Here is an 18,937-nt window from a genome sequence, read left to right as displayed (position 1 = left end):
GGAGCTTGGCGGTTTCCGGCTCGGGAAGAAAGGATCGGGCCAACCGGCCCGACGCTCCGGGGTCCGGCGCGGCCGCGGCCCTGCTGCTCAGCCCTTCTCGGTCAGGTAGGGTGCGAACAGCGCGCTCACCTGCGCGAAGCCCCAGTCGAGATCCGCCTGGCTGATGTCGGCGGGCCCGTCGCGGCGGTAGCTCATCCAGTGGCTGGAGACGATCCAGGCATTGTCGAGGAGGCGCGCCAGCGCCTCGGGCCCGATGCGCATGTGGCCCGCCGCCACCGCCGCCTCGAGGTGGCCGCGCGCCAGCGCCCGGGTGCGGACCCGCAGGCCCCGCACGCGGCCCCGGAGGTCGGGGGCCAGCTCCACCATCGCGGCGCCGTCGCGGTAGAAGCAGCGCCAGGCCCACATCAGCTCGAACCAGGCCCGCTGGTAGGCGAGGAGGGCGGCGGCGTCCGGCGGGTGTCCCGGCCGCTGCGCCGCCACCGCCTCGGCCTCCGCCTCGAACAGCTCGAACAGCGCCTCCACGAGGCGGCCCTTGCGCGGGAAATGATACTGGAGGTTGCCCTCGCGCATGTCGGCCGCGGCGGCGATCTCGGCCGTCGTGACGCGGGCGAGGCCCCGCGCGTTGAACAGGGCGAGGCTCGCCGACAGGATCCGTCCGCGGGTGCCCGGAACCCGCTCGGCCACGCTCGCTGCGCCCGGCTCCATGGAGATCCCCTCCCCCGTCTAGGGTGATTACCCTAGACACTCCGGACCCGGAGGGCTATCCCCGCACGGCGGCCGGGCCGGCCGTCGCGATGGGGAGCACGGTGTGGCGCGGGGCACCCTCAAGGCATTTCCGTTCCGGGGCTCGGTCGGGCTCGTCACGGGGGCTGCGGGCGGCATCGGCGCCGCGCTCGCCCTGGGTCTGGCGCAACGCGGCACCGCCCTGGTCCTCGTGGACCGCCAACTCGACGGCCTGACGCGCACCGCCACCGCTGCCGAGCGCGCCGGCGTCGCGGTCGACACGCACGTCCTCGACCTGACCGACCCGGCGGCGATCGCGGACCTGCCGGCCCGGGTCGCGGCGCGGTTCGGGCGCCTCGACCTCCTCGTCAACAATGCCGGCGTCTCGCTGGGCGGCCGCTTCGCCGACGTCCACCTCGACGATTTCGAGTGGCTGATGGACGTCAACCTCCGCGCGGTCGTGCGGATGACCCACGCCTTCCTGCCGATGCTCGTCCGCGCGCCGGAGGCGCAGATCGTCAACCTGTCCAGCATGTTCGGCATCATCGCGCCGCCCGGCCAGGTCGCCTACGCGACCAGCAAGTTCGCGGTGCGGGGCTTCTCCGAGGCGCTGCGGCACGAATACGTGGGCACCGGCCTCGGCGTCACCGTGGTGCATCCGGGCGGCGTCGCCACCAACATCGCCCGCAGCGCCCGGGGGCCCCGGCCGAAGAGCCCGGAGACCGCGGAGGAATCGCGCCTCGCCTTCGAGGCGGCCCGGGACGCCTTCGACAAGCTCCTGGTGCGCCGCCCCGAGGAGGCCGCGGCCGACATCATCGCGGCGATCGAGCGGCGGGCGCCCCGGGTGATCGTGGGCAAGGACGCGCAGTGGGCGACCCTGATCCAGCGCCTCCTGCCCACCGGCTACTGGCCGGTGATCGCCCACCTGACCCGGCCGCGGCGCTAGGCCGATGGCGAGCCTGCGCGCCCACCTCTACGCCTTCACCGTGCGCCGCAAGATCCGCCACCGGCTCGACGGCGTGCGCGACCCCGGCGCAATGCGCCGCATCCTCGAAGGACCGGGCTTCCCGGAGCCGGACGCCGCCTACGAGCCGGGCCACCTCGGGGGCGTCCCGGGCGAATGGGTGCATCCCCGGGGGGGGCCCGCGCGGCGGCGGATGCTCTACGTGCACGGCGGCGGCTTCGTCGCCTGCCGGCCGGCCACCTACCGGCCGATCACCGGGGCCTTCGCGGCGCGCGGCTTCAGCCTGTTCGTGCCCGATTACCGGCGTGCGCCGGAGCACCCCTACCCGGCGGCTCTCGACGACGCCGTGGCGGCCTGGGCGGCGCTCGCCGCGGCGGGCCCCGCGACGCTCGCGGGCGACTCGGCCGGCGGAAACCTGGCGCTCGCCCTGATGCTGCGGGCGCGGGCGGAGGGCCTGCCCCTGCCCCGGGCCGCCGCGCTGTTCTCGCCCGTCACCGACTTCCTGATGAGCGACGGCTCGCGCCGCGACAACGAGCGCCGGGACGCCATGTTCGACCCCGCCTTCCTGCAGGCGCTCGGGCCGCTCTACCTCGGCGGCGCCGACCCCGCCGACCCGCTGATCTCGCCGCTGCGGGCGGACCCCGCCGGCCTGCCGCCGCTCCTGTTCCACGCGGCCGCGCGCGAGATGCTGCGCGACGATTCCGTGCGGATGGCGGAGCGCGCCCAGGCCGCGGGGGTGAGCGCGACCTGCACGGTCTACCCCGTGGTTCCCCACGTCTGGCAGTTCGCGCACAGCATGCTGCCGGAGGCGCGCCGCTCCCTCGACGACGCCGCCGCCTTCCTGAAGCGATACGATTCCTGAACCGCCCCCCGAACAGCGAGGAGCCCGCCATGACGGAGCACCCTGACGCGCCGCTGCCGGAGGAGACCCTCGCGGTGCTCATCGTCGGCGCCGGCTTCTCCGGCCTCGCCATGGCAATCCGTTGCCGGCAGGCCGGCATTGGGCCACTATTGCTCATCGAGAAGGGCGACGGCATCGGCGGCACCTGGCACGAGAACACCTATCCGGGTGCGGCCTGCGACATCCCCTCCCACCTCTACTCCCTCTCCTTCGCGCCGAAGCACGACTGGAGCCGCCTCTACGCGCCGCAGGCCGAGATCCGCGACTATCTGCGGGCCCTCGCCGAGGCGGAGGGCCTGATGCCCCTGATCCGGCTGCGCACCGCCTCCCTCGGCGCCACCTGGGACGAGGCGGCCGACCTCTGGCGCGTCGAGACGAGCCGCGGGCCGCTCGCCGCCCGCACCCTCGTCTCCGCCATGGGAGCCCTGCACCACCCCGCGATCCCCGACATCCCGGGCCGGGAGACGTTCGCGGGCGAGGCCTTCCACTCGGCGACCTGGAACCACGCCGTCGACCTTCGGGGCAAGCGCGTCGGCGTCGTCGGGACGGGGGCGAGCGCGGTGCAGTTCGTGCCGGAGATCGCGCCCGAGACCGCGCACCTCACCCTCTTCCAGCGCACCCCGCCCTGGGTGATGCCGAAGCACGACCGGGCGATCACCGAGCGGGAGAAGGCCGCCTACCGGGACCGGCCGCTGGCGCGGCGCCTCAACCGGCTCCGGCTGTTCTGGCTCCACGAAATCCGCGCCTTTCTCGGCTTCACCAAGGTCTCGAAGCTCACCGGGCAGGCCGAGGGGCTGGCCCGGCGCCACCTCGCCAAGGCCGTGCCGGACCGGGCCCTGCGGAACAAGCTGACGCCGCGCTACCGCCTCGGCTGCAAGCGCGTGCTGATCTCGGACGACTACTACCCCGCCCTGCAGCGCGCGAACGTCACGGTCGAGACGGGCGGGATCGCCCGCATCGCGCCGGACCGCGTGGTCATGGCGGATGGGACGGAGCACCCCGTGGACGTGCTGATCTACGGCACGGGCTTCGACGTGACCGGCAGCTTCGTGCGCACGCGCCTCACCGGCCGCGGCGGCCTCACCCTGTCCGAGGCCTGGCGCGACGGCATGGGCGCCTACCAGGGCATCACGGTCTCGGGCTTCCCGAACGCCTTCTTCCTGCTCGGTCCGAACACCGGCCTCGGCCACAACTCGGTGATCATGATGATCGAGGCCCAGGTCGAGCACGTCCTCGGCTGCCTGAAGGCGATGCGCCGGCGGGGCTGGACGAGCCTGGAGGTCAAGCCCGAGGCGCAGGCCCGCTTCCTCCAGCGCATCCGGGACCGGATGACCGACAGCATCTGGCAGGCCGGCGGCTGCACGAGCTGGTACCTCGACGCGCAGGGGCGCAACACCACGCTCTGGCCGGACTCGGTCATCGCCTACCGGCGCTCGGCCCGCCGGGTCCGTCTCGCGGACTACCGGGCCGCCTGAACGGAACGGGTCAAACGCCTCGCCCGTTGGTTCGGCAAAGCTGCGCCGTGCCCGGCGCCGCCCTGCGCGCGAGGACACCATGAGCCTGATCGGACGCATCGTCACCAAGCTGCTCGGCAACGAGAACCGCCCCCTCGACCGGGATGACCGCAACGCGAGTTCGAGCACGCCCATCGGGCGCCTCGTCACCAAGATCCTGCGCAAGTAGGCCCGCGGGCGCGAGCCGGGCCAGCCTCGGGTCCGGCTCGCCGCGCCCCGTCGCGGCGGTCCGCCCTACTGCGCCACGTTGGCGATGGCGGCCTTCACCACCGGCGCCACGGGGATCGTGTGTTCCCAGAACGCGCCCAGGCGCGCCTTGTCGTAGCCGGCTTGGTAAAGGCTGCGCATGTAGGCCGTGTCGAAGCCGCGGGCGGTGCTCGTCGTCGGGGCGCGCTCGTCGATGTAGGTCAGGTTGAAGCCGATGCCGTTCGCCCGGGTGAAGGCGTAGGTGGTGGCCAGCGCCGCGCGGCTCCGGGCGCGGCTGCCCGTGGTGAAGGAGCGCTCGACGATCGAGAGCGTGTTGTTGCGCGTCACGTCGAATTCCGGCTCCAGGCGGCCGTTGATCACGACGTAGATGTTGGCCCGCCCGTTGGTGCGCAGGCGCCCGTCCCGCAGCAGGAACGACTGCGGCAGGGTGAAGACCGGGGTGACCACCGAGCCGTCGACGTGGAGTTCCTGGAACGCGCTCGGGCCCGCGCTCACGTCGATCAGCTGCGGCGGGAACACCGCCGGGATGCTCGCCGAGGCTGTGAGCACGTCGCGGAAGAGATCGACCGCGTTCGGCGCGCCGCTCGCCGCGATCGCGCCCATGTTCCAGATCACCGCGCGCTGCGAGTCGAGGTTCGTGGTGACGACGAGGAGGCGCCGGCCCTTCGCGTGCTCGGCCGCCACGGCCGCGAGGAGGTCCGGCGTGACGTAGCGGCCGATCAGGTCGCGCAGGCGTCCGTCGCCGAACAGGCCGGAGCCGAACAGCACGTTGGCGAGGCTCGGCGCCTGCACCAGGGTCTCGGCGACGCCGCTCGTGTAGATGTCCGTCAGGTAGGAATCGTAGGCCGGGCCCAGGAAGGCGAAGGGCGCGATGAGGGCGCCCGTGCTGACGCCGGAGACCAGCGAGAACTCGGGGCGCGTGCCCGAGGCCGTCCAGCCGTTGAGGACGCCCGCGCCGTAGGCCCCGTCGCCGCCGCCGCCCGAGAGGGCGAGATACGAAAAGCCCTTGCGCTGCGCCTCCGGTCGTCCCGCCATCTCCGTGAAGGTTTCGGCCGAGGCGTCCGAGAAGGCGCGCGCGTTGGGGATGCCCGGCACGCTCGCGTAGGCCGCCTGCTCGGCGCTGTAGGGCGTGCGCGGCAGCGACGAGCAGGCGGCCAGCGGGCCTGCCGCGCAGAGCGCGAGGAACCCGCGCATCCATCCGATCCGACGCGACATCGCCAGGGTCCCAATCGCTCAAGCTTGCGGGCGCTCATGCCCAGAACGAGCTTGGCCATTGTACCGTTCCGGCGCCAACGCTGCAACGCGCAGTCGCATCCCGAGTGGTGCCGGAATGCCACGATGGCGGCCGGCCATTGCCGGTGGAAACCGGACGGGCCCCGGCGCGGTGTGGAGCGTGGGCGCTTGCATCGGCGGCGAGCCGTCCTGTAGGTTCTGACCGTCGCCGTGGGGTCCACCCGTGGCGGCCATCATCAGTGGCGTGAATCGATGTGCTTCCCACCGGCCGGCCCGCTCGCGCGGATCGATGCTTGCCGGATGAGGAGACGCGTTCGCGTCGCGGCATGATCGTTGGGCGGAGGGGGTGATGATCGAAGCGAGCCTGAGCTGGACGGACGAACGCGTCGAGCTGCTGCGCCGGCTCTGGGAAGAGGGCCAGAGCGCGAGCAAGATCGCAGCCCAGCTCGGCGGCGTCACGCGCAACGCCGTGATCGGCAAGGTCCACCGCCTGGGTCTCGCGGGCCGCGTGAAGCCGGGGGCCGAGGCCGCCGGGGGGCGTCGCCGCGGTCGCGAGGACGAGGCCGAGGTCGCCGCCGTCGAGGTCGTCGAGAGCGAGATGCCGGAGCCCGTGGCGACGATCACCGCGCACCGGCCAACCCCGGACTTCCCGCCCGCCCCGCCGGCCGCGGCCGAGCCCGTGGCCCTCGCCGTCTCCGAGCGGGTGACCATCATGGATCTGCGCGAGTCGATGTGCCGTTGGCCGATGGGCGATCCGACGACGCCGGAATTCCGCTTCTGCGGCGCCCGCTCGATCACGGGCCTGCCCTACTGCACGCATCACGCCCAGATCGCCTACCAGCCCGCGGCCGAGCGCAAGCGCGACCGTCGCGTCGCGGGCTTCCGGTAAGGGTTTCGGCGCCTCCCCTTCCCCGCGCCGCGGGGAAGGACGGCAGTGCCTCACGCCGCTCCCGAGAACATCTCGTCGAAGGAGTAGCCCGAGCCCCGCACCGTGCGGATCGGATCGGACTGGCGCGGGCGGTTGATGGCCTTGCGCAGGCGCCCGACATGGACGTCGACGGTGCGCTCGTCGATGTAGACGTCGTGGCCCCAGACGCCGTCGAGGAGCTGCTCGCGGGAAAAGACCCGGCCAGGGCTCTGCATCAGGAATTCGAGGAGCTTGAACTCGGTCGGTCCGAGATGGATCTCGCGGCCCGAGCGGCGGATCCGGTGGCTCACCCGGTCGAGCTCGATGTCGCCGGCCACCAGGAGGCTCGCCACGTGGGCCGGCTTGGCGCGGCGCAGCAGGGCCCGGACCCGGGCGAGAAGCTCCGGCACCGAGAATGGCTTCACGATGTAGTCGTCGGCGCCGGTGCCGAGGCCCCGCACCCGGTCCCCCTCCTCGCCGCGGGCCGTGAGCATGATGATCGGCAGGCGCTCGCTCTCCCGCCGCGCCCGGATGCGCCGGCACAGCTCGATCCCCGAGAGGCCCGGCAGCATCCAGTCGAGGAGGATCAGGTCCGGCAGCTGCTCGCGCAGGAGCACGTCCGCCTCGTCGCCCCGCACGGCGCTGTCCACCGTGAAGCCCTCGGCTTCGAGGTTGTAGCGGAGGAGGAGGGTCAAGGCCTCCTCGTCCTCCACGATCAGGATCCGGGTACTCATGCGCGCGGTCGTCGTGTCCGAGGGCGCCTCACGCCTGCGGCGTGACGGTCGCGTAGTTCGAGGCGTCGTTCTTGGGCCGGTCGCCGGCCACCGTCTCGCCGGTGGCGAGATAGTGGATCGTCTCGGCGATGTTGGTGGTGTGGTCGCCGATGCGCTCGACGTTCTTGGCGCAGAACAGGAGGTGCGTGCAGAACGAGATGTTGCGCGGATCCTCCATCATGTAGGTCAGGAGCTCGCGGAACAGGGAGTTGTAGAGGGCGTCGATCGCCCCGTCGCGCTCCCACACGTCGTGCGCGGCCGTGGTGTCCCGGCTCGCGTAGGCGTCGAGCACGTCCTTGAGCTGCTCCTGCACGAGGTCGCTCATGTGCTGGACGCCGACGACGATCTTCTGGGCCTGCGGCTGGTCGCTGATCGCCACGACGCGCTTGGCGATGTTCTTGGCGAGGTCGCCGATGCGCTCCAGGTCGCCCGAGACGCGGATCGCCGAGATGGTCTCCCGCAGGTCGATGGCAAGCGGCTGGCGGCGGGCGATGAGCAGCACCGCCCCCTCCTCGATCTGGCGCTGGAGCACGTCGAGGCGCTTGTCGGCCGCGATCACGGCCTGGGCGAGGACGCTGTCCCGGCGCACCAGCGCGTCGGTGGCGTCGGTCATCATCTTCTCGGCCACGCCGCCCATCTCGGAGATCGAGCGGCGCAGGTCGTCGAGGTCGGCATCGTAGGATTTGACGATGTGGTCGGGCATCCGGTCGGCTCCTCGCTCAACCTCGGGCTGGATCAGCCGAAGCGGCCGGTGATGTAGTCCTGGGTCTGGCGCTTCGTCGGGTTCATGAAGATGCGGTTCGTCGGCCCGAACTCGACCAGCTCGCCGAGGTACATGAAGGCGGTGAACTGCGAGATGCGGGCCGCCTGCTGCATGTTGTGGGTCACGATGGCGATGGTGAACTCGGAGCGGAGCTGCTCGATCAGCTCCTCGATGCGCCCCGTCGAGATCGGGTCGAGGGCCGAGGTCGGCTCGTCGAACAGGATCACCTCCGGGCGCTGGGCCACCGTGCGGGCGATGCAGAGGCGCTGCTGCTGGCCGCCCGACAGGCCGGTGCCCGGCTGCTTGAGCTTGTCCTTCACCTCATCCCACAGCGCGGCCTTGCGAAGCGATTCCTCGACGCGCCGGTCGAGCTCGGCCTTGGGCAGGCGCTCGTAGAGGCGCAGACCGAAGGCGACATTGTCGTAGATCGACATCGGGAAGGGCGTGGGCTTCTGGAAGACCATGCCGACACGGGCGCGCAGTTCGTTGAGGTCGACCTTCGGGTCGAGGATGTTCTGCCCGTCGAGGAGGATCTGCCCCTCGGCGCGCTGCTCGGGGTAGAGGCTGTAGATCCGGTTGAAGGTGCGCAGCAGCGTCGACTTCCCGCAGCCCGAGGGCCCGATCAGCGCGGTCACCTGCCGGTCGTGGAAGTCGAGGTTGATGCCCTTCAGGCCGTGGAAGCCGCCGTAGTAGAAGTTCAGGTCCTTCACGGCGATGCGCACGGGAGCGCCCTCGTCGGCATGAGTATTGGCGCCGATGGGCGGGGCCGTCATGGTCGGGGCGGCACTCATGGGAGCACTCATGGGGGACGTCCTTTGCGGGGCCTTCAGCGCGCGCGCTGGGGCTTGATCACGAGGCGGGCGACGATCGAGAGAGCGAGGATCGTCACGGTGATGAGGAGGGCGCCGGCCCAGGCGAGGCCCTGCCAGTTCGGATAGGGCGACAGCGCGAACTGGTAGATCATCACCGGCAGGTTCGGGACGCCGCCGAGCAGGTTGGCGTTGAACCACGAGTTGTTGTTGAGCGCGGTGAACAGGAGCGGCGCCGTCTCGCCGGCGATGCGGGCGAGCGCCAGGATGATGCCGGTGACGACGCCCGCCGAGGCGGCGCGCCAGGTGACGCTCATGATCACCCGCGACGGCGGGGCGCCGAGGGCGGCGCCGGCCTCGCGCAGGGTGCCGGGCACGAGGCGGAGCATGTCCTCGGTGGTGCGCACGATCACGGGCGTCGCGATGATGGCGAGCGCCACGCCGCCGGCCCAGCCCGAGTAGGTCCCCATCGGCCGCACCATCAGGGTGTAGACGAACAGACCGATCAGGATGGAGGGGGCCGAGAGCAGGATGTCGTTGAGGAAGCGGATGACGTCGGCGAGGCGTGAGCCGCGCCCGTACTCGGCGAGGTAGGTGCCCGCCATCAGACCGATCGGGGTGGCCACCAGGATGCCGATCGCGGTGAGCACGAGGCTCCCCAGGATCGCGTTGGCGATGCCGCCGCCCTCGCTGCCGGGGCCGGGCGTGGGCTGGGTGAACAGGGTCGGCGAGAAGCCCCGGATCCCCTCGACGATCAGCATCAGGAGGATCGAGCCGAGCACCACCGCGCCGAGGACCGTCGCGACGAGGCAGGCGGTGCGCAGCACGCGGTCGGCGACGCGGCGGGACGGCCGGACGCGGCCGCCGCTGCGGCGGGGCGCGTCCACGGTCGCGAGGGGGGAGCGTGCGTCCATGGTCGCGGACCTCAGGCGGCCTTGACGCGGCGCGTCAGCAGGCGGGCGATGATAAGGACGAAGAAGGTGATGACGAACAGGATGCTGCCGAGCGCCATCAGGGCGTTGAGCTGCAGCCCGTCGGCCTCGTTGAACTCGTTGGCGATGCGGGACGCGATGGTCGAGCCCGGATCGAAGATCGAGGCCGAGAGCCGGTTGGCGTTGCCGATCACGAAGGTCACCGCCATGGTCTCGCCGAGCGCGCGGCCGAGACCCAGCATGATCGCGCCGATGATCGCCACGGAGGCCTGCGGCACCAGCACGTGGCGCACCACCTCCCAGGTGGTGCAGCCGATGCCGAAGGCGCTCTCGCGCAGCATGGTCGGGATCTGGTCGAGCATGTCGCGGGTGATCGAGGCCACGAAGGGCACGATCATGATGGCGAGGATGATGCCGGCGGTGAGCACGCCGACGCCCGAGGGCACGCGGGCGTAGAGCAGGGTGCCGACCACCGGCAGGCCCTCGACGAGATTCGAGGTCGGCACCTGCACGAAGCGGGCGAACAGGGGGGCGAAGATGAACAGGCCCCACATGCCGTAGATGATGCTCGGCACGGCGGCGAGGAGCTCGATCGTCATGGCGACGGGCTTGCGGGCCCAGCCGGGGCAGAGCTGCGTCAGGTAGACCGCGATGCCGAGCGAGACCGGCACGCCGATGACGAGGGCGATGACCGCGGAGGCCACCGTGCCGATGATGGCCACGAGGGCACCGTACTGCTCGTTGCCGACGTTCCAGGCGCTGGAGGTGAGGAAGCCGAAGCCGAATTCCCGGAAGGCCGGCCAGCCGCCGTAGACGATCGAGCCGAGGATGCCGGCGAGCATCAGGAGGACGATCAGCGCCGAGCCGTAGGCAGCGCCCCGGAACAGGGTGTCGAAGCCTCGGCCCGGTCCCCGCCGGGCCGGCGTGGCGGTGCGCGCGAGCGCGATCTGCTCAGTCAAGGCGGTCATCCGCTGTTCTCTTCACCGGGAGGGCGTGTAGCGCGCGGCAGGTCCCGACGCGAGCGGGGAGCGGTTCTTCGCGGGGTGGGGCGGGCCCTCGCACGGAGGACCCGCCCCGGTGCCGTCAACGGCGACCGGGCGTTTGCCGGCTCACATGTTCAGGACGGGCTTGCCGTCCTTGCCCTTCACCTGCTTCCACTCCTCGTGGATCTGGCCCACGACCGCGTCGGGGAGCGGCACGTAGTCGAGTTCGCTCGCGAGCTTGTCGCCGTTCTTGTAGGCCCAATCGAAGAACTTCAGCACCTCGGCGCTCTTGGCCGCGTCCGCCGGGTCCTTGTGGACGAGGATGAAGGTCGCCGCGGTGATCGGCCAGGCGTCGTCGCCGGTCTGGTTGGTCAGCGAGATGCCGAAGCCCGGCGCACTCTTCCAGTCGGCGCTGGCGGCGGCGGCCTGGAACGCCTTGTCGTCCGGCTGCGGGTACTTGCCGGCCTTGTTCTGCAGGAGCGCGTAGCCGAGCTTGTTCTGCTTGGCATAGGCCGACTCGACGTAGCCGATGGCGTTCGGCACCTGCTTGACGGTGGCGGTGACGCCCTCGTTGCCCTTGCCGCCCTGACCGGCCGGCCAGGAGATCGTCGTCGCCGCGCCGAACTCCTTCTTCCAAGGCTCGGAGACCTGGGAGAGGTAGGTCGTGAAGATGTTCGTCGTGCCTGAGGCGTCCGAGCGGTAGACGGGGGTGATGGTGGCGTCGGGCAGCTTCACGCCCTGGTTGAGGGCGGCGATCTTCGGATCCGACCACTTGGTGACCTTGCCGGCGTAGATGTCGGCCAGCACCTCACCGGTGAGCTTCAGCGTGCCCGGCTCCAGGCCCGCGATGTTCACGACGGGCACGACGCCGCCCATCACGGTCGGGAACTGCACGAGGCCGTCCTTCTCCAGGGCCGGTCCCTTCAGGGGCGCGTCGGTGGCGCCGAAATCGACGGTCTTGGCCTGGATCTGCTTGATGCCGCCGCCGGAGCCGATCGACTGGTAGTTGAGGCCCGTGCCGGTATCCTTGCGGTAGGCTTCCGCCCACTTCGAGTAGACCGGGAATGGGAAGGTCGCACCGGCGCCCGTGATGTCGGCGGCGAGGGCGGGCCAGGCGATCTGGGCCGTCGCGAGCCCGAGGGCGAGCGCGTAGGTAAAGCGTTTCACATGCGTCTCCGTTGCTGTCGGGCGCTGGCACGGCCGCCCTCGGGCGGCGCGCGGCGCCGCGCTGGCGGCCAGCGCCCGGATAGCGTCCCGACGATGCGCGTCTATGACGGAGACATGACAGGCGCGTGACAGGCCGCGCCCACAAACTGCGGTTGTGCAATCCCGCCCATGCGATCGGCGATGGAAGTCGGCATGGCACGGTTTGGCGGGCTCGCGCGTTTCATGCCTTTCCGGCCTCCCGCGCGGGGCCGGATGAAGGTCAGAACCGTGCAGCACGACACAGTCGCTCCGCCCGCGAGTGCGGACAACCCGGACGAGGCCAGTTTCAGGGCCCTGCATGCCGAGCGGGAGGAGCTTGAGCGGAGTCTCGCGCTCGCCCAGGCCCGGCAGCGTTTCATCCACGATGCCGCCGAGGTCGAGAAGGCCCGGGATGCGGAGGTGGCACTTCTGCGCGACCTCGATCGGGTGCTCACGCAGATTCGGGCGGCCGAGTACAAGCGCCGTCCGGGCGCGCGGCGCTGGTAAGGCGCGGCGCAGGTTCGAAGTCGTCCGCCGCCTTCAGCCGGCTCGGCGCAGGTCGCGCTCCTTGTGGCGCAGGCGCAGGAGCAGCTCGACCTGGACATCGGGGATCGGCTCCCGATCGACGCCGTCCTCGTAGATCGAGCGCAGGGCGAGGCCGAGGTGGCGCGTGTCGAGGTTCAGGCCAGAGCCGGCCAGGTCCTGCGCACCATCCGTCGCGTCACGATCGATCCCGGCGTGATCCATCGTCTCCTCCCCCCGTGAGAACGATCAACGGCACACCCGAATCGATGGTGGCGCGTCGTTTGGCGACTCTCCCCCAGGTTGGTTAACGAACGATTACGGTTAAGCTTTCGGTAGGGTTACCGAGAACTTCCTCAGGCATCCGCGGCCTGGAGCAGGCGCGCGGCGGCGGCCCGGGCCTCGTCGGTGACCGTGGCCCCCGCGAGCATGCGGGCGATCTCCTCCCGGCGCGCCTCGACGGGGAGCGTGGACACCCGGGTCGCCACGCGGTCGCTGCCCTTCAAGGGGGCCTTGGCAATCAGGAAGTGGGTCGCGGCGCGGGCGGCGACCTGGGGCGCATGGGTCACCGCCACCACCTGGACGGTGGCGGCGAGGCGCGCGAGGCGCGCGCCGATCGCATCCGCCACCGCGCCGCCGACGCCGGTATCGATCTCGTCGAAGATCAGGGTCGGGGCCGAACCCTTGTCGGCGAGGACCACCTTGAGGGCGAGCATGAAGCGGGACAGCTCGCCGCCCGAGGCCACCTTCATCATGGGTCCCGGCCGGGTGCCCGGGTTGGTCTGCGCCCAGAACTCGACGCGGTCGACGCCGGCCGCGTCGCGGGACTCCGGGTCCGTCACGATCTCGGTGATGAAGCGGGCGCGCTCCAGCTTCAGCGGCGGAAGCTCCGCCTTCACGGCGGCGTCGAGCGCCTTGGCGGCCCGCCGGCGCCCGTCGCTGAGCTTGGCCGCCGCCTTGCCGAAGGCCGCCTCCGCCCCGGCGAGGTCGGCTTCGAGCCCGGCCAGCGCCTCCTCGCCGGCGTCGATCGCGGCGACGTCGGCGACGTAGCGCTCGCGGAGGGCCGCGAGCGAATCGGCCGGCACGTCGTACTTGCGAGAGGCGGCGCGCAGGGCGAAGAGGCGTTCCTCGACGCGCTCCAGCTCGCGCGGGTCGAACTCGGTCTCGGCCACCGCCGCGTCGAGGACGGTGCGCGCCTCGTCGAGGGCGACGAGGGCCGCATCGAGGGCGGCGACGCAGGGCTCGACGAGGGCGGGAAGCTGCGCCGCGCGCCGCTCCAGCTTGCGCACCGCCGAGGCGAGGTGCGCGGCGCCGGAGTTCGGGCCGCCGACCGCCTCGAGGGCGTCGTTCAGCTCGCGGGCGACCTTCTCGCTCTGCTGCATCACGGTGCGGCGCTCGGCGAGCGTCGCCTCCTCCCCCGGCTCGGGGTCGAGCTCGGCGAGCTCCTCGACGGCGTGGCGGAGGAAGTCGGCCTCACGGCGGGCCGCCTCCACCCGCGCCCGGTGCTCTGCCAGCGTGGTGCGGGCGCGTCGCACCCGCTTCGACGCCTCGCCCACCGTCGCCAGCGGAGCCTGCAGGCCCCCGAACGCATCGAGGATCGCCCGGTGGGTGCCGGGATCCGCCAGGGCCCGGTCGTCGTGCTGCCCGTGGATCTCCACCAGCGCCGCGCCGATCGCGCGCAGCACCTGCACCCCCACCGCCTGGTCGTTGACGAAGGCGCGGGTGCGCCCGTCCGCCATCTGGATCCGGCGGAGGATCAGGTCGCCCTCGGTGTCGATCTCGGCCTCGGTCGCGATGCGGCGGGCCGGATGGTCGAGGGGTGCGTCGAAGACGGCGGTGACGCTGCCCTGGCCCTCGCCGTGACGCACCAGGCGGCCGTCGCCGCGCCCGCCGAGCGCCAGCGCGAAGGCATCGAGCAGGATCGACTTGCCCGCGCCGGTCTCGCCGGTCAGGACGCTCAGCCCTGCGCGGAAGTTCAGCTCGAGCTTGTCGATCAGAACGATGTCGCGGATCGCAAGCTGCACGAGCATGCGGCGTCGAGAACCTCTTCGGACCGGATCGCGCTCATGTAGCCGGAAGCGGTCCGGACTTCATCCCCCAATTTCGCCGGGCCGCCCGCGGCAGGTCGCCCCGAAGCGGGGCGCGTCCCATACGCCGGGTGCCCGGCCCGGTCCCGCGCCGCGCGCGGGACCGGGGGGGACCTCACTGCGCCGAGGCGGTGCGACCCATGAGCGAGCCGAAGGCGCGGCTGAGGAAGGAGCCCTTCTCCTCGCGCGGCTCCAGGCCGCCCGTCTGCAGGAGGGCGTGGGCGTCCTTGTACCAGGGCGAGTCGGGGAAGTTGTGCCCGAGCACCGCGGCCGCGTTCTGCGCCTCGGCAGTGATGCCGAGCGCCATGTAGGCCTCGGTCAGGCGCATCAGCGCCTCCTCGGCGTGGCGGGTCGTCTGGTACTTGCTGACCACGTCGCGGAAGCGGTTGATCGCGGCCGGGAAGTTGCGGCGCTCCAGGTAGAAGCGACCCACCTCCATCTCCTTGCCGGCGAGCTGGTCGCGGGTGATCTGGATCTTGGCCTTGGCGTCGGCGGCGTATTCCGAGGTCGGGTACTTCTGCACCAGTTCCTGCAGGCCGGCGAGCGCCTTCTCGGAGCGGTCCTGATCGCGGGTTACGTCCGGGATCTGCTTATAATTCGACATCGCCATCAGGTACTGGGCGTAGGCCGCGTCCTTGCTGGCGGGATGACGCTGCAGGTAGCGCTTCGAGGCGCTGATCGCGTCGTCGTACTTCTGGCCCTCGTAGTTCGCGTAGGCCGTCATCAGCAGCGCTTTGCGCGACCAGTCGGAGTAGGCGTACTGCTTGTCGAGGTCGCCGAACTTCTTGACCGCGGCCTCGTAGTCGCTGTCCTCCATCTTGGCCAAGCCCTCGCTGTAGAGCTTGTCGGCGGGGACGTCAGCCACGACCTCGGGCTTGTACTTCTCAGCGAAGAGGCCCGACGGGTCGAGCGCATCGCAGCCGCCGAGTCCGAGGCCGAGGACGGTCAGGAGCGCGGCCGCCGTCGCAGTGCGGCTCGGAAAGGTGACAGGCATCTGCGGTTCATCCCCCAACGGGCGCGGCCGTTCTTCGTGGTCTCGCGCCGGGAAGCCATCACGAGTGTCGGTTGCCGAGGCTGGCCGCGGGGCCATCCTTCACGGACGATTCACCGTGGCGCTCGATTCGGGCGCGAAAGCGGCGGCGGCGTGGCGGATGGCTCGCGCCCGGTGGCTCGGGGACGACCTGTGGCTTGACGGTGACAGGTGTGAGACGGGTGCCGGCCCTCAGAGCTCGCCCGCGAAGGCGGCGATGCCGAGGCCCACGCCGAACTCGGCGAGCGCGGCCTCGCGGCGGGTACCCTGCGCCTCGATGATGGCGTAGTTGGCGCGATCGGCGAACAGGGCGGAGAGGACGCCGACGTTCATGCGGTGGCCGCCGCAATAAGAGCGGTAGGCGCCCTGGATGGGCAGGCCGGCGAGCGCGAGGTCGCCCACGGCGTCGAGGAACTTGTGACGGACGAACTCGTCGGCGAAGCGGAGGCCCTCGGGGTTCACCACCGCGGTCTCACCCACCGCGACGGTGTTCTCCAGGGAGGCACCGAGGGCGAAGCCCGCCTTCCAGTAGCGCTCCACGTCGCGCATCATGCCGAAGGTGCGGGCGCCGGCGATCTCGCGGCGGTAGGAGGCCGGCGTCAGGTCCATGGCCTTGCGGCTGCGGCCGATGACGGGACTCTCGAAATCGATCTCGACGTCGAGGCGGAAGCCGCGGTCGATGGGGCGGAGCTCGGCGAAGGCGCGATCCGCCTCGATGCGGACGGTGCGCAGGACCTTGATCCAGCGCCGGGGCGAACCGCAGGCGGCGAGGCCGACCGCGTCGATCGCTTGTACGAACGGCAGGGCGCTGCCGTCGAGGATCGGCATCTCCGGGCCGTCGATCTCGATCAGGGCGTTGTCGATGCCGAGGCCGTAGAGGGCGGACATCAGGTGCTCGATGGTGGCGACCGCGCCGGTGGCGACGTCGCCGATCACGGTGCAGAGCTCGGTGGCCGAGACGCAGGCGTGATGCGCTTTGATGAGGCGGTCATTGCCCGTGGGCATGCCGGTCCGGAGGAAGGCGATCCCGTGATGCGCCGGAGCGGGGCGGATGGTGATCTGGGCGGGGTTCCCGGAATGGACGCCGATACCGCTCAGCGTCGCGGGACCCTTGAGGGTGGTTTGTTGGTTCGTTCGCATTCCTTAGCCCTCGGCCGCGATCCGCCGCTGCACCGCAATATCAGCGATGCACCCGGCACCCGATCCGTCCGCTGCTTGAAGCCCCTGCGCGCGCTGGCAGCCACGACCGCCGCGCCTTTCTCGTTCCGGGAGCTTGTATAGCTGCGCTGAAAAGCCCGGCCAAATCACGGATTCTTACGCTCTGTTACAGTCAGGCTTGCCGGGACGAGCGCCCAAAAGCGAGTTCTGACAAGAGTTTAACGAAAGGTTAACGGGACGTGTCAGCGACGCGTCCGCTGTTGCACAAATAGCACCCGGCTGCTCCGCCGACGGTCCCGATCCCGCCGCGCGGAACCCCCTCTGACGGCAAAATGCGGCTCCCCCGCGGCGGCGTTCTGGTGCGCCGCAGCAGGCAAGCCGCTTCCGCGGCCCCGGCCGGAGAGGCCGGGGCAGCTTCCCCGGGCCGGCCTAAGCCGCCCCGGGGATGCGTTCTCAGTTCGCCTGGCGGCGCAGGAAGGCCGGGATCTCGAGCTGGTCGTCGTCCATCAGCCGGGACTGCGGGGCGACGCGGCCCTGCGGGTCCAGGCTGCCCTGTGCCGGCCGGTAGCCCTGCGGGGCCACGGGGGCGGCCGCGCGGGCCGGGGCGGGCGGCAGGGCGTGCTGGGGCAGCGGCGGCTGGGGAACCGGCGCGTGCGCCCGGGCCGGGGCCTGCGGAGCGGCCTCGGCGTCGTCCCGGCGTCCGCCGAAGCCGACGGTGGCGAGACGGCGCAGCAGGCTCGTGCGCTTCGAGTCGGCCGGAGCCTCGACGGGCTCCTCCCCGCGGCTCGCCCGGATCTGGTTCTGGGCGATCGGGGGCAGGTCGTGGATCTGCGGCATGCGCGGAGCGCGGGCGAGCGGCGCGGCGACCGGGGCGGCCGGACGCGGCGGCACGAAGGGACCGGCGGCCAGGACCGGCTGCGGCTCGACCTGCGGAGCGGGCGGGGCCACGTAGGGCACGGACACGCGCGGGGCGGCCTGGGTCAGCACGACGTCGTCGCGCATCACGGGGGCGGCCTGCGGCTCCATGCGGGGCTCCGGCGCGGGAACGCTCAGCTCCGGCGCGGCCGGGCGCACGGGCTGGGCCGGGGCGGCGACGGGCGCCGCCGCGACCGGCGCCGGGGCGCCGTCGGCGGCCCGGAAGCCCAGCGGAGCCTGGGTCGCGCGGGCGCGGGCCTCGGCGCGCAGGCGCTCGGCGACCTCGGCGATGCGCTGCTCGGTCTCGGCGATGGCGGGGTTGTTCGGCGAGTTCGCGGAGATCAGGGCCGGCTCGATGCCGGTGGCGACCACCGAGACCCGGATGATGCCGTCGAGGCTCTCGTCGAAGGTGGCGCCCAGGATGATGTTGGCCTCCTGGTCGACCTCCTCGCGGATGCGGGTCGCGGCCTCGTCGAGCTCGTACAGGGTGAGGTCGTTGCCGCCCGTGATCGAGATCAGCAGGCCGCGCGCGCCCTTCATCGAGACGTCGTCGAGGAGCGGGTTCGCGATGGCGGCCTCCGCGGCGCGGCTGGCGCGCTTCTCGCCGGAGGCCTCGCCGGTGCCCATCATGGCCTTGCCCATGCCGCGCATGATCGCCCGCACGTCGGCGAAGTCGAGGTTGATCAGGCCTTCCTTCACCATCAGGTCGGTGATGCAGGCGACGCCCGAGTAGAGCACCTGGTCGGCCATCGCGAAGGCGTCCGCGAAGGTCGTCTTCTCGTTGGCCACCCGGAACAGGTTCTGGTTCGGGATGACGATGAGGGTGTCGACGGCGGCCTGGAGCTCCTGGATGCCGGCCTCGGCCGTGCGCATCCGGCGCATGCCCTCGAACTGGAACGGCTTCGTGACGACGCCGACCGTGAGGATGCCCATGTCGCGGGCCGCTCGGGCGATGACGGGGGCGGCGCCGGTGCCGGTGCCGCCGCCCATGCCGGCGGTGATGAAGCACATGTGGGCGCCCGAGAGCTGGTCGCGGATCTCGTCGATCACCTCGTCGGCCGCCGCCGAGCCCACCTCGGGGTGCGAGCCGGCGCCGAGGCCCTGCGTCACGCCGATGCCCATCTGGATCACCCGCTCGGCCTTCGAGGAGGTGAGCGCCTGGGCGTCGGTGTTCGCCACGACGAACTCGCAGCCGAGAAGGCCCGACTCGATCATGTTGTTGACGGCGTTTCCGCCGGCTCCGCCGACACCGAAGACGGTGATGCGGGGCTTGAGTTCCCGGATGTCCGGCGCCTGCAGAGAAATGGCCATGTGGTGCCCCTTGTCCCGAC

19 protein-coding genes are annotated in these 18,937 nt (G+C 71.6%); 6 read left to right on the top strand and 13 right to left on the bottom strand.

The features are described from left to right. Window positions 1-87: 87 nt before the first annotated feature. Window positions 88-705, bottom strand: a complete 618-nt coding sequence (locus ACLBXP_RS01965; protein WP_447665838.1) for a TetR/AcrR family transcriptional regulator — start codon at window positions 703-705, stop codon at window positions 88-90. Between the two features lie 103 nt (window positions 706-808). On the opposite strand from ACLBXP_RS01965, the gene ACLBXP_RS01960 reads away from it, so the two are divergent. From ACLBXP_RS01960 to ACLBXP_RS01945, 4 genes are all read left to right on the top strand, one after another. Next, the gene (locus ACLBXP_RS01960) at window positions 809-1,669 is read left to right on the top strand and encodes an SDR family NAD(P)-dependent oxidoreductase (protein ID WP_447665837.1); all 861 of its coding nucleotides are present in this window, start codon (window positions 809-811) and stop codon (window positions 1,667-1,669) included. 4 nt (window positions 1,670-1,673) lie between these two features. Beyond that, entirely contained in the window at window positions 1,674-2,549 is an 876-nt protein-coding gene (locus ACLBXP_RS01955; protein WP_447665836.1) for an alpha/beta hydrolase, read from the top strand. Between the two features lie 29 nt (window positions 2,550-2,578). After that, window positions 2,579-4,063 carry a flavin-containing monooxygenase gene (locus tag ACLBXP_RS01950; protein WP_447665835.1) on the top strand — a complete coding sequence of 495 codons (1,485 nt, stop codon included), beginning with the start codon at window positions 2,579-2,581 and terminating at the stop codon, window positions 4,061-4,063. Window positions 4,064-4,142: 79 nt separating this feature from the next. Beyond that, window positions 4,143-4,271 (top strand): TFIIS helical bundle-like domain containing protein, encoded by a 129-nt coding sequence (locus ACLBXP_RS01945; RefSeq protein ID WP_447665834.1) that lies wholly within the window; start codon window positions 4,143-4,145, stop codon window positions 4,269-4,271. Between the two features lie 65 nt (window positions 4,272-4,336). Here ACLBXP_RS01945 and ACLBXP_RS01940 read toward each other — a convergent pair whose 3' ends face one another. After that, a complete protein-coding gene (locus ACLBXP_RS01940) occupies window positions 4,337-5,524 on the bottom strand; it encodes a patatin-like phospholipase family protein (protein ID WP_447665833.1) in 1,188 nt (395 codons plus the stop codon). A 367-nt stretch (window positions 5,525-5,891) separates the two neighbouring features. Here ACLBXP_RS01940 and ACLBXP_RS01935 point away from each other — a divergent pair, with 367 nt between their 5' ends. Beyond that, the gene (locus ACLBXP_RS01935; protein WP_447665832.1) at window positions 5,892-6,431 is read left to right on the top strand and encodes a GcrA family cell cycle regulator; all 540 of its coding nucleotides are present in this window, start codon (window positions 5,892-5,894) and stop codon (window positions 6,429-6,431) included. Window positions 6,432-6,481: 50 nt separating this feature from the next. Here the strand turns inward: ACLBXP_RS01935 and phoB are convergent, their stop codons facing one another. From phoB to pstS, 6 genes are all read right to left on the bottom strand, one after another. Then, window positions 6,482-7,183 (bottom strand): phosphate regulon transcriptional regulator PhoB, encoded by a 702-nt coding sequence (gene phoB, locus ACLBXP_RS01930; protein ID WP_447665831.1) that lies wholly within the window; start codon window positions 7,181-7,183, stop codon window positions 6,482-6,484. A 28-nt stretch (window positions 7,184-7,211) separates the two neighbouring features. Then, complete coding sequence (phoU, locus tag ACLBXP_RS01925; RefSeq protein WP_447665830.1) at window positions 7,212-7,925, bottom strand: phosphate signaling complex protein PhoU; 714 nt, start codon at window positions 7,923-7,925, stop codon at window positions 7,212-7,214. A gap of 32 nt (window positions 7,926-7,957) precedes the next feature. After that, on the bottom strand, window positions 7,958-8,776 hold the full coding sequence (pstB, locus tag ACLBXP_RS01920) for a phosphate ABC transporter ATP-binding protein PstB (RefSeq protein ID WP_447665829.1): 819 nt from the start codon (window positions 8,774-8,776) through the stop codon (window positions 7,958-7,960). 35 nt (window positions 8,777-8,811) lie between these two features. Further along, window positions 8,812-9,708: a phosphate ABC transporter permease PstA gene (pstA, locus tag ACLBXP_RS01915; protein WP_447665828.1), complete on the bottom strand. Its 897-nt coding sequence runs from the start codon at window positions 9,706-9,708 to the stop codon at window positions 8,812-8,814. 11 nt (window positions 9,709-9,719) lie between these two features. Then, the gene (pstC, locus tag ACLBXP_RS01910) at window positions 9,720-10,694 is read right to left on the bottom strand and encodes a phosphate ABC transporter permease subunit PstC (RefSeq protein ID WP_447665827.1); all 975 of its coding nucleotides are present in this window, start codon (window positions 10,692-10,694) and stop codon (window positions 9,720-9,722) included. Window positions 10,695-10,835: 141 nt separating this feature from the next. Next, on the bottom strand, window positions 10,836-11,876 hold the full coding sequence (pstS, locus tag ACLBXP_RS01905) for a phosphate ABC transporter substrate-binding protein PstS (RefSeq protein WP_447665826.1): 1,041 nt from the start codon (window positions 11,874-11,876) through the stop codon (window positions 10,836-10,838). 180 nt (window positions 11,877-12,056) lie between these two features. Here pstS and ACLBXP_RS01900 point away from each other — a divergent pair, with 180 nt between their 5' ends. After that, complete coding sequence (locus ACLBXP_RS01900) at window positions 12,057-12,401, top strand: hypothetical protein (RefSeq protein WP_447665825.1); 345 nt, start codon at window positions 12,057-12,059, stop codon at window positions 12,399-12,401. 33 nt (window positions 12,402-12,434) lie between these two features. Here the strand turns inward: ACLBXP_RS01900 and ACLBXP_RS01895 are convergent, their stop codons facing one another. From ACLBXP_RS01895 to ftsZ, 5 genes are all read right to left on the bottom strand, one after another. After that, entirely contained in the window at window positions 12,435-12,641 is a 207-nt protein-coding gene (locus tag ACLBXP_RS01895; RefSeq protein ID WP_447665824.1) for a hypothetical protein, read from the bottom strand. Between the two features lie 131 nt (window positions 12,642-12,772). Next, the gene (gene recN / locus ACLBXP_RS01890; protein WP_447665823.1) at window positions 12,773-14,446 is read right to left on the bottom strand and encodes a DNA repair protein RecN; all 1,674 of its coding nucleotides are present in this window, start codon (window positions 14,444-14,446) and stop codon (window positions 12,773-12,775) included. Between the two features lie 172 nt (window positions 14,447-14,618). Beyond that, a complete protein-coding gene (locus tag ACLBXP_RS01885) occupies window positions 14,619-15,497 on the bottom strand; it encodes an outer membrane protein assembly factor BamD (protein WP_447665822.1) in 879 nt (292 codons plus the stop codon). A 228-nt stretch (window positions 15,498-15,725) separates the two neighbouring features. After that, window positions 15,726-16,673 carry a UDP-3-O-acyl-N-acetylglucosamine deacetylase gene (lpxC, locus tag ACLBXP_RS01880; RefSeq protein WP_447665821.1) on the bottom strand — a complete coding sequence of 316 codons (948 nt, stop codon included), beginning with the start codon at window positions 16,671-16,673 and terminating at the stop codon, window positions 15,726-15,728. 471 nt (window positions 16,674-17,144) lie between these two features. Next, the gene (gene ftsZ, locus ACLBXP_RS01875) at window positions 17,145-18,917 is read right to left on the bottom strand and encodes a cell division protein FtsZ (protein ID WP_447665820.1); all 1,773 of its coding nucleotides are present in this window, start codon (window positions 18,915-18,917) and stop codon (window positions 17,145-17,147) included. Window positions 18,918-18,937: the final 20 nt, after the last annotated feature.

The sequence above is a fragment of the Methylobacterium sp. A54F genome, assembly GCF_053346035.1.
The sequence above is the reverse complement of the archived record's forward strand: the minus strand, read 5'-3'. Positions and strand labels throughout refer to the sequence as shown.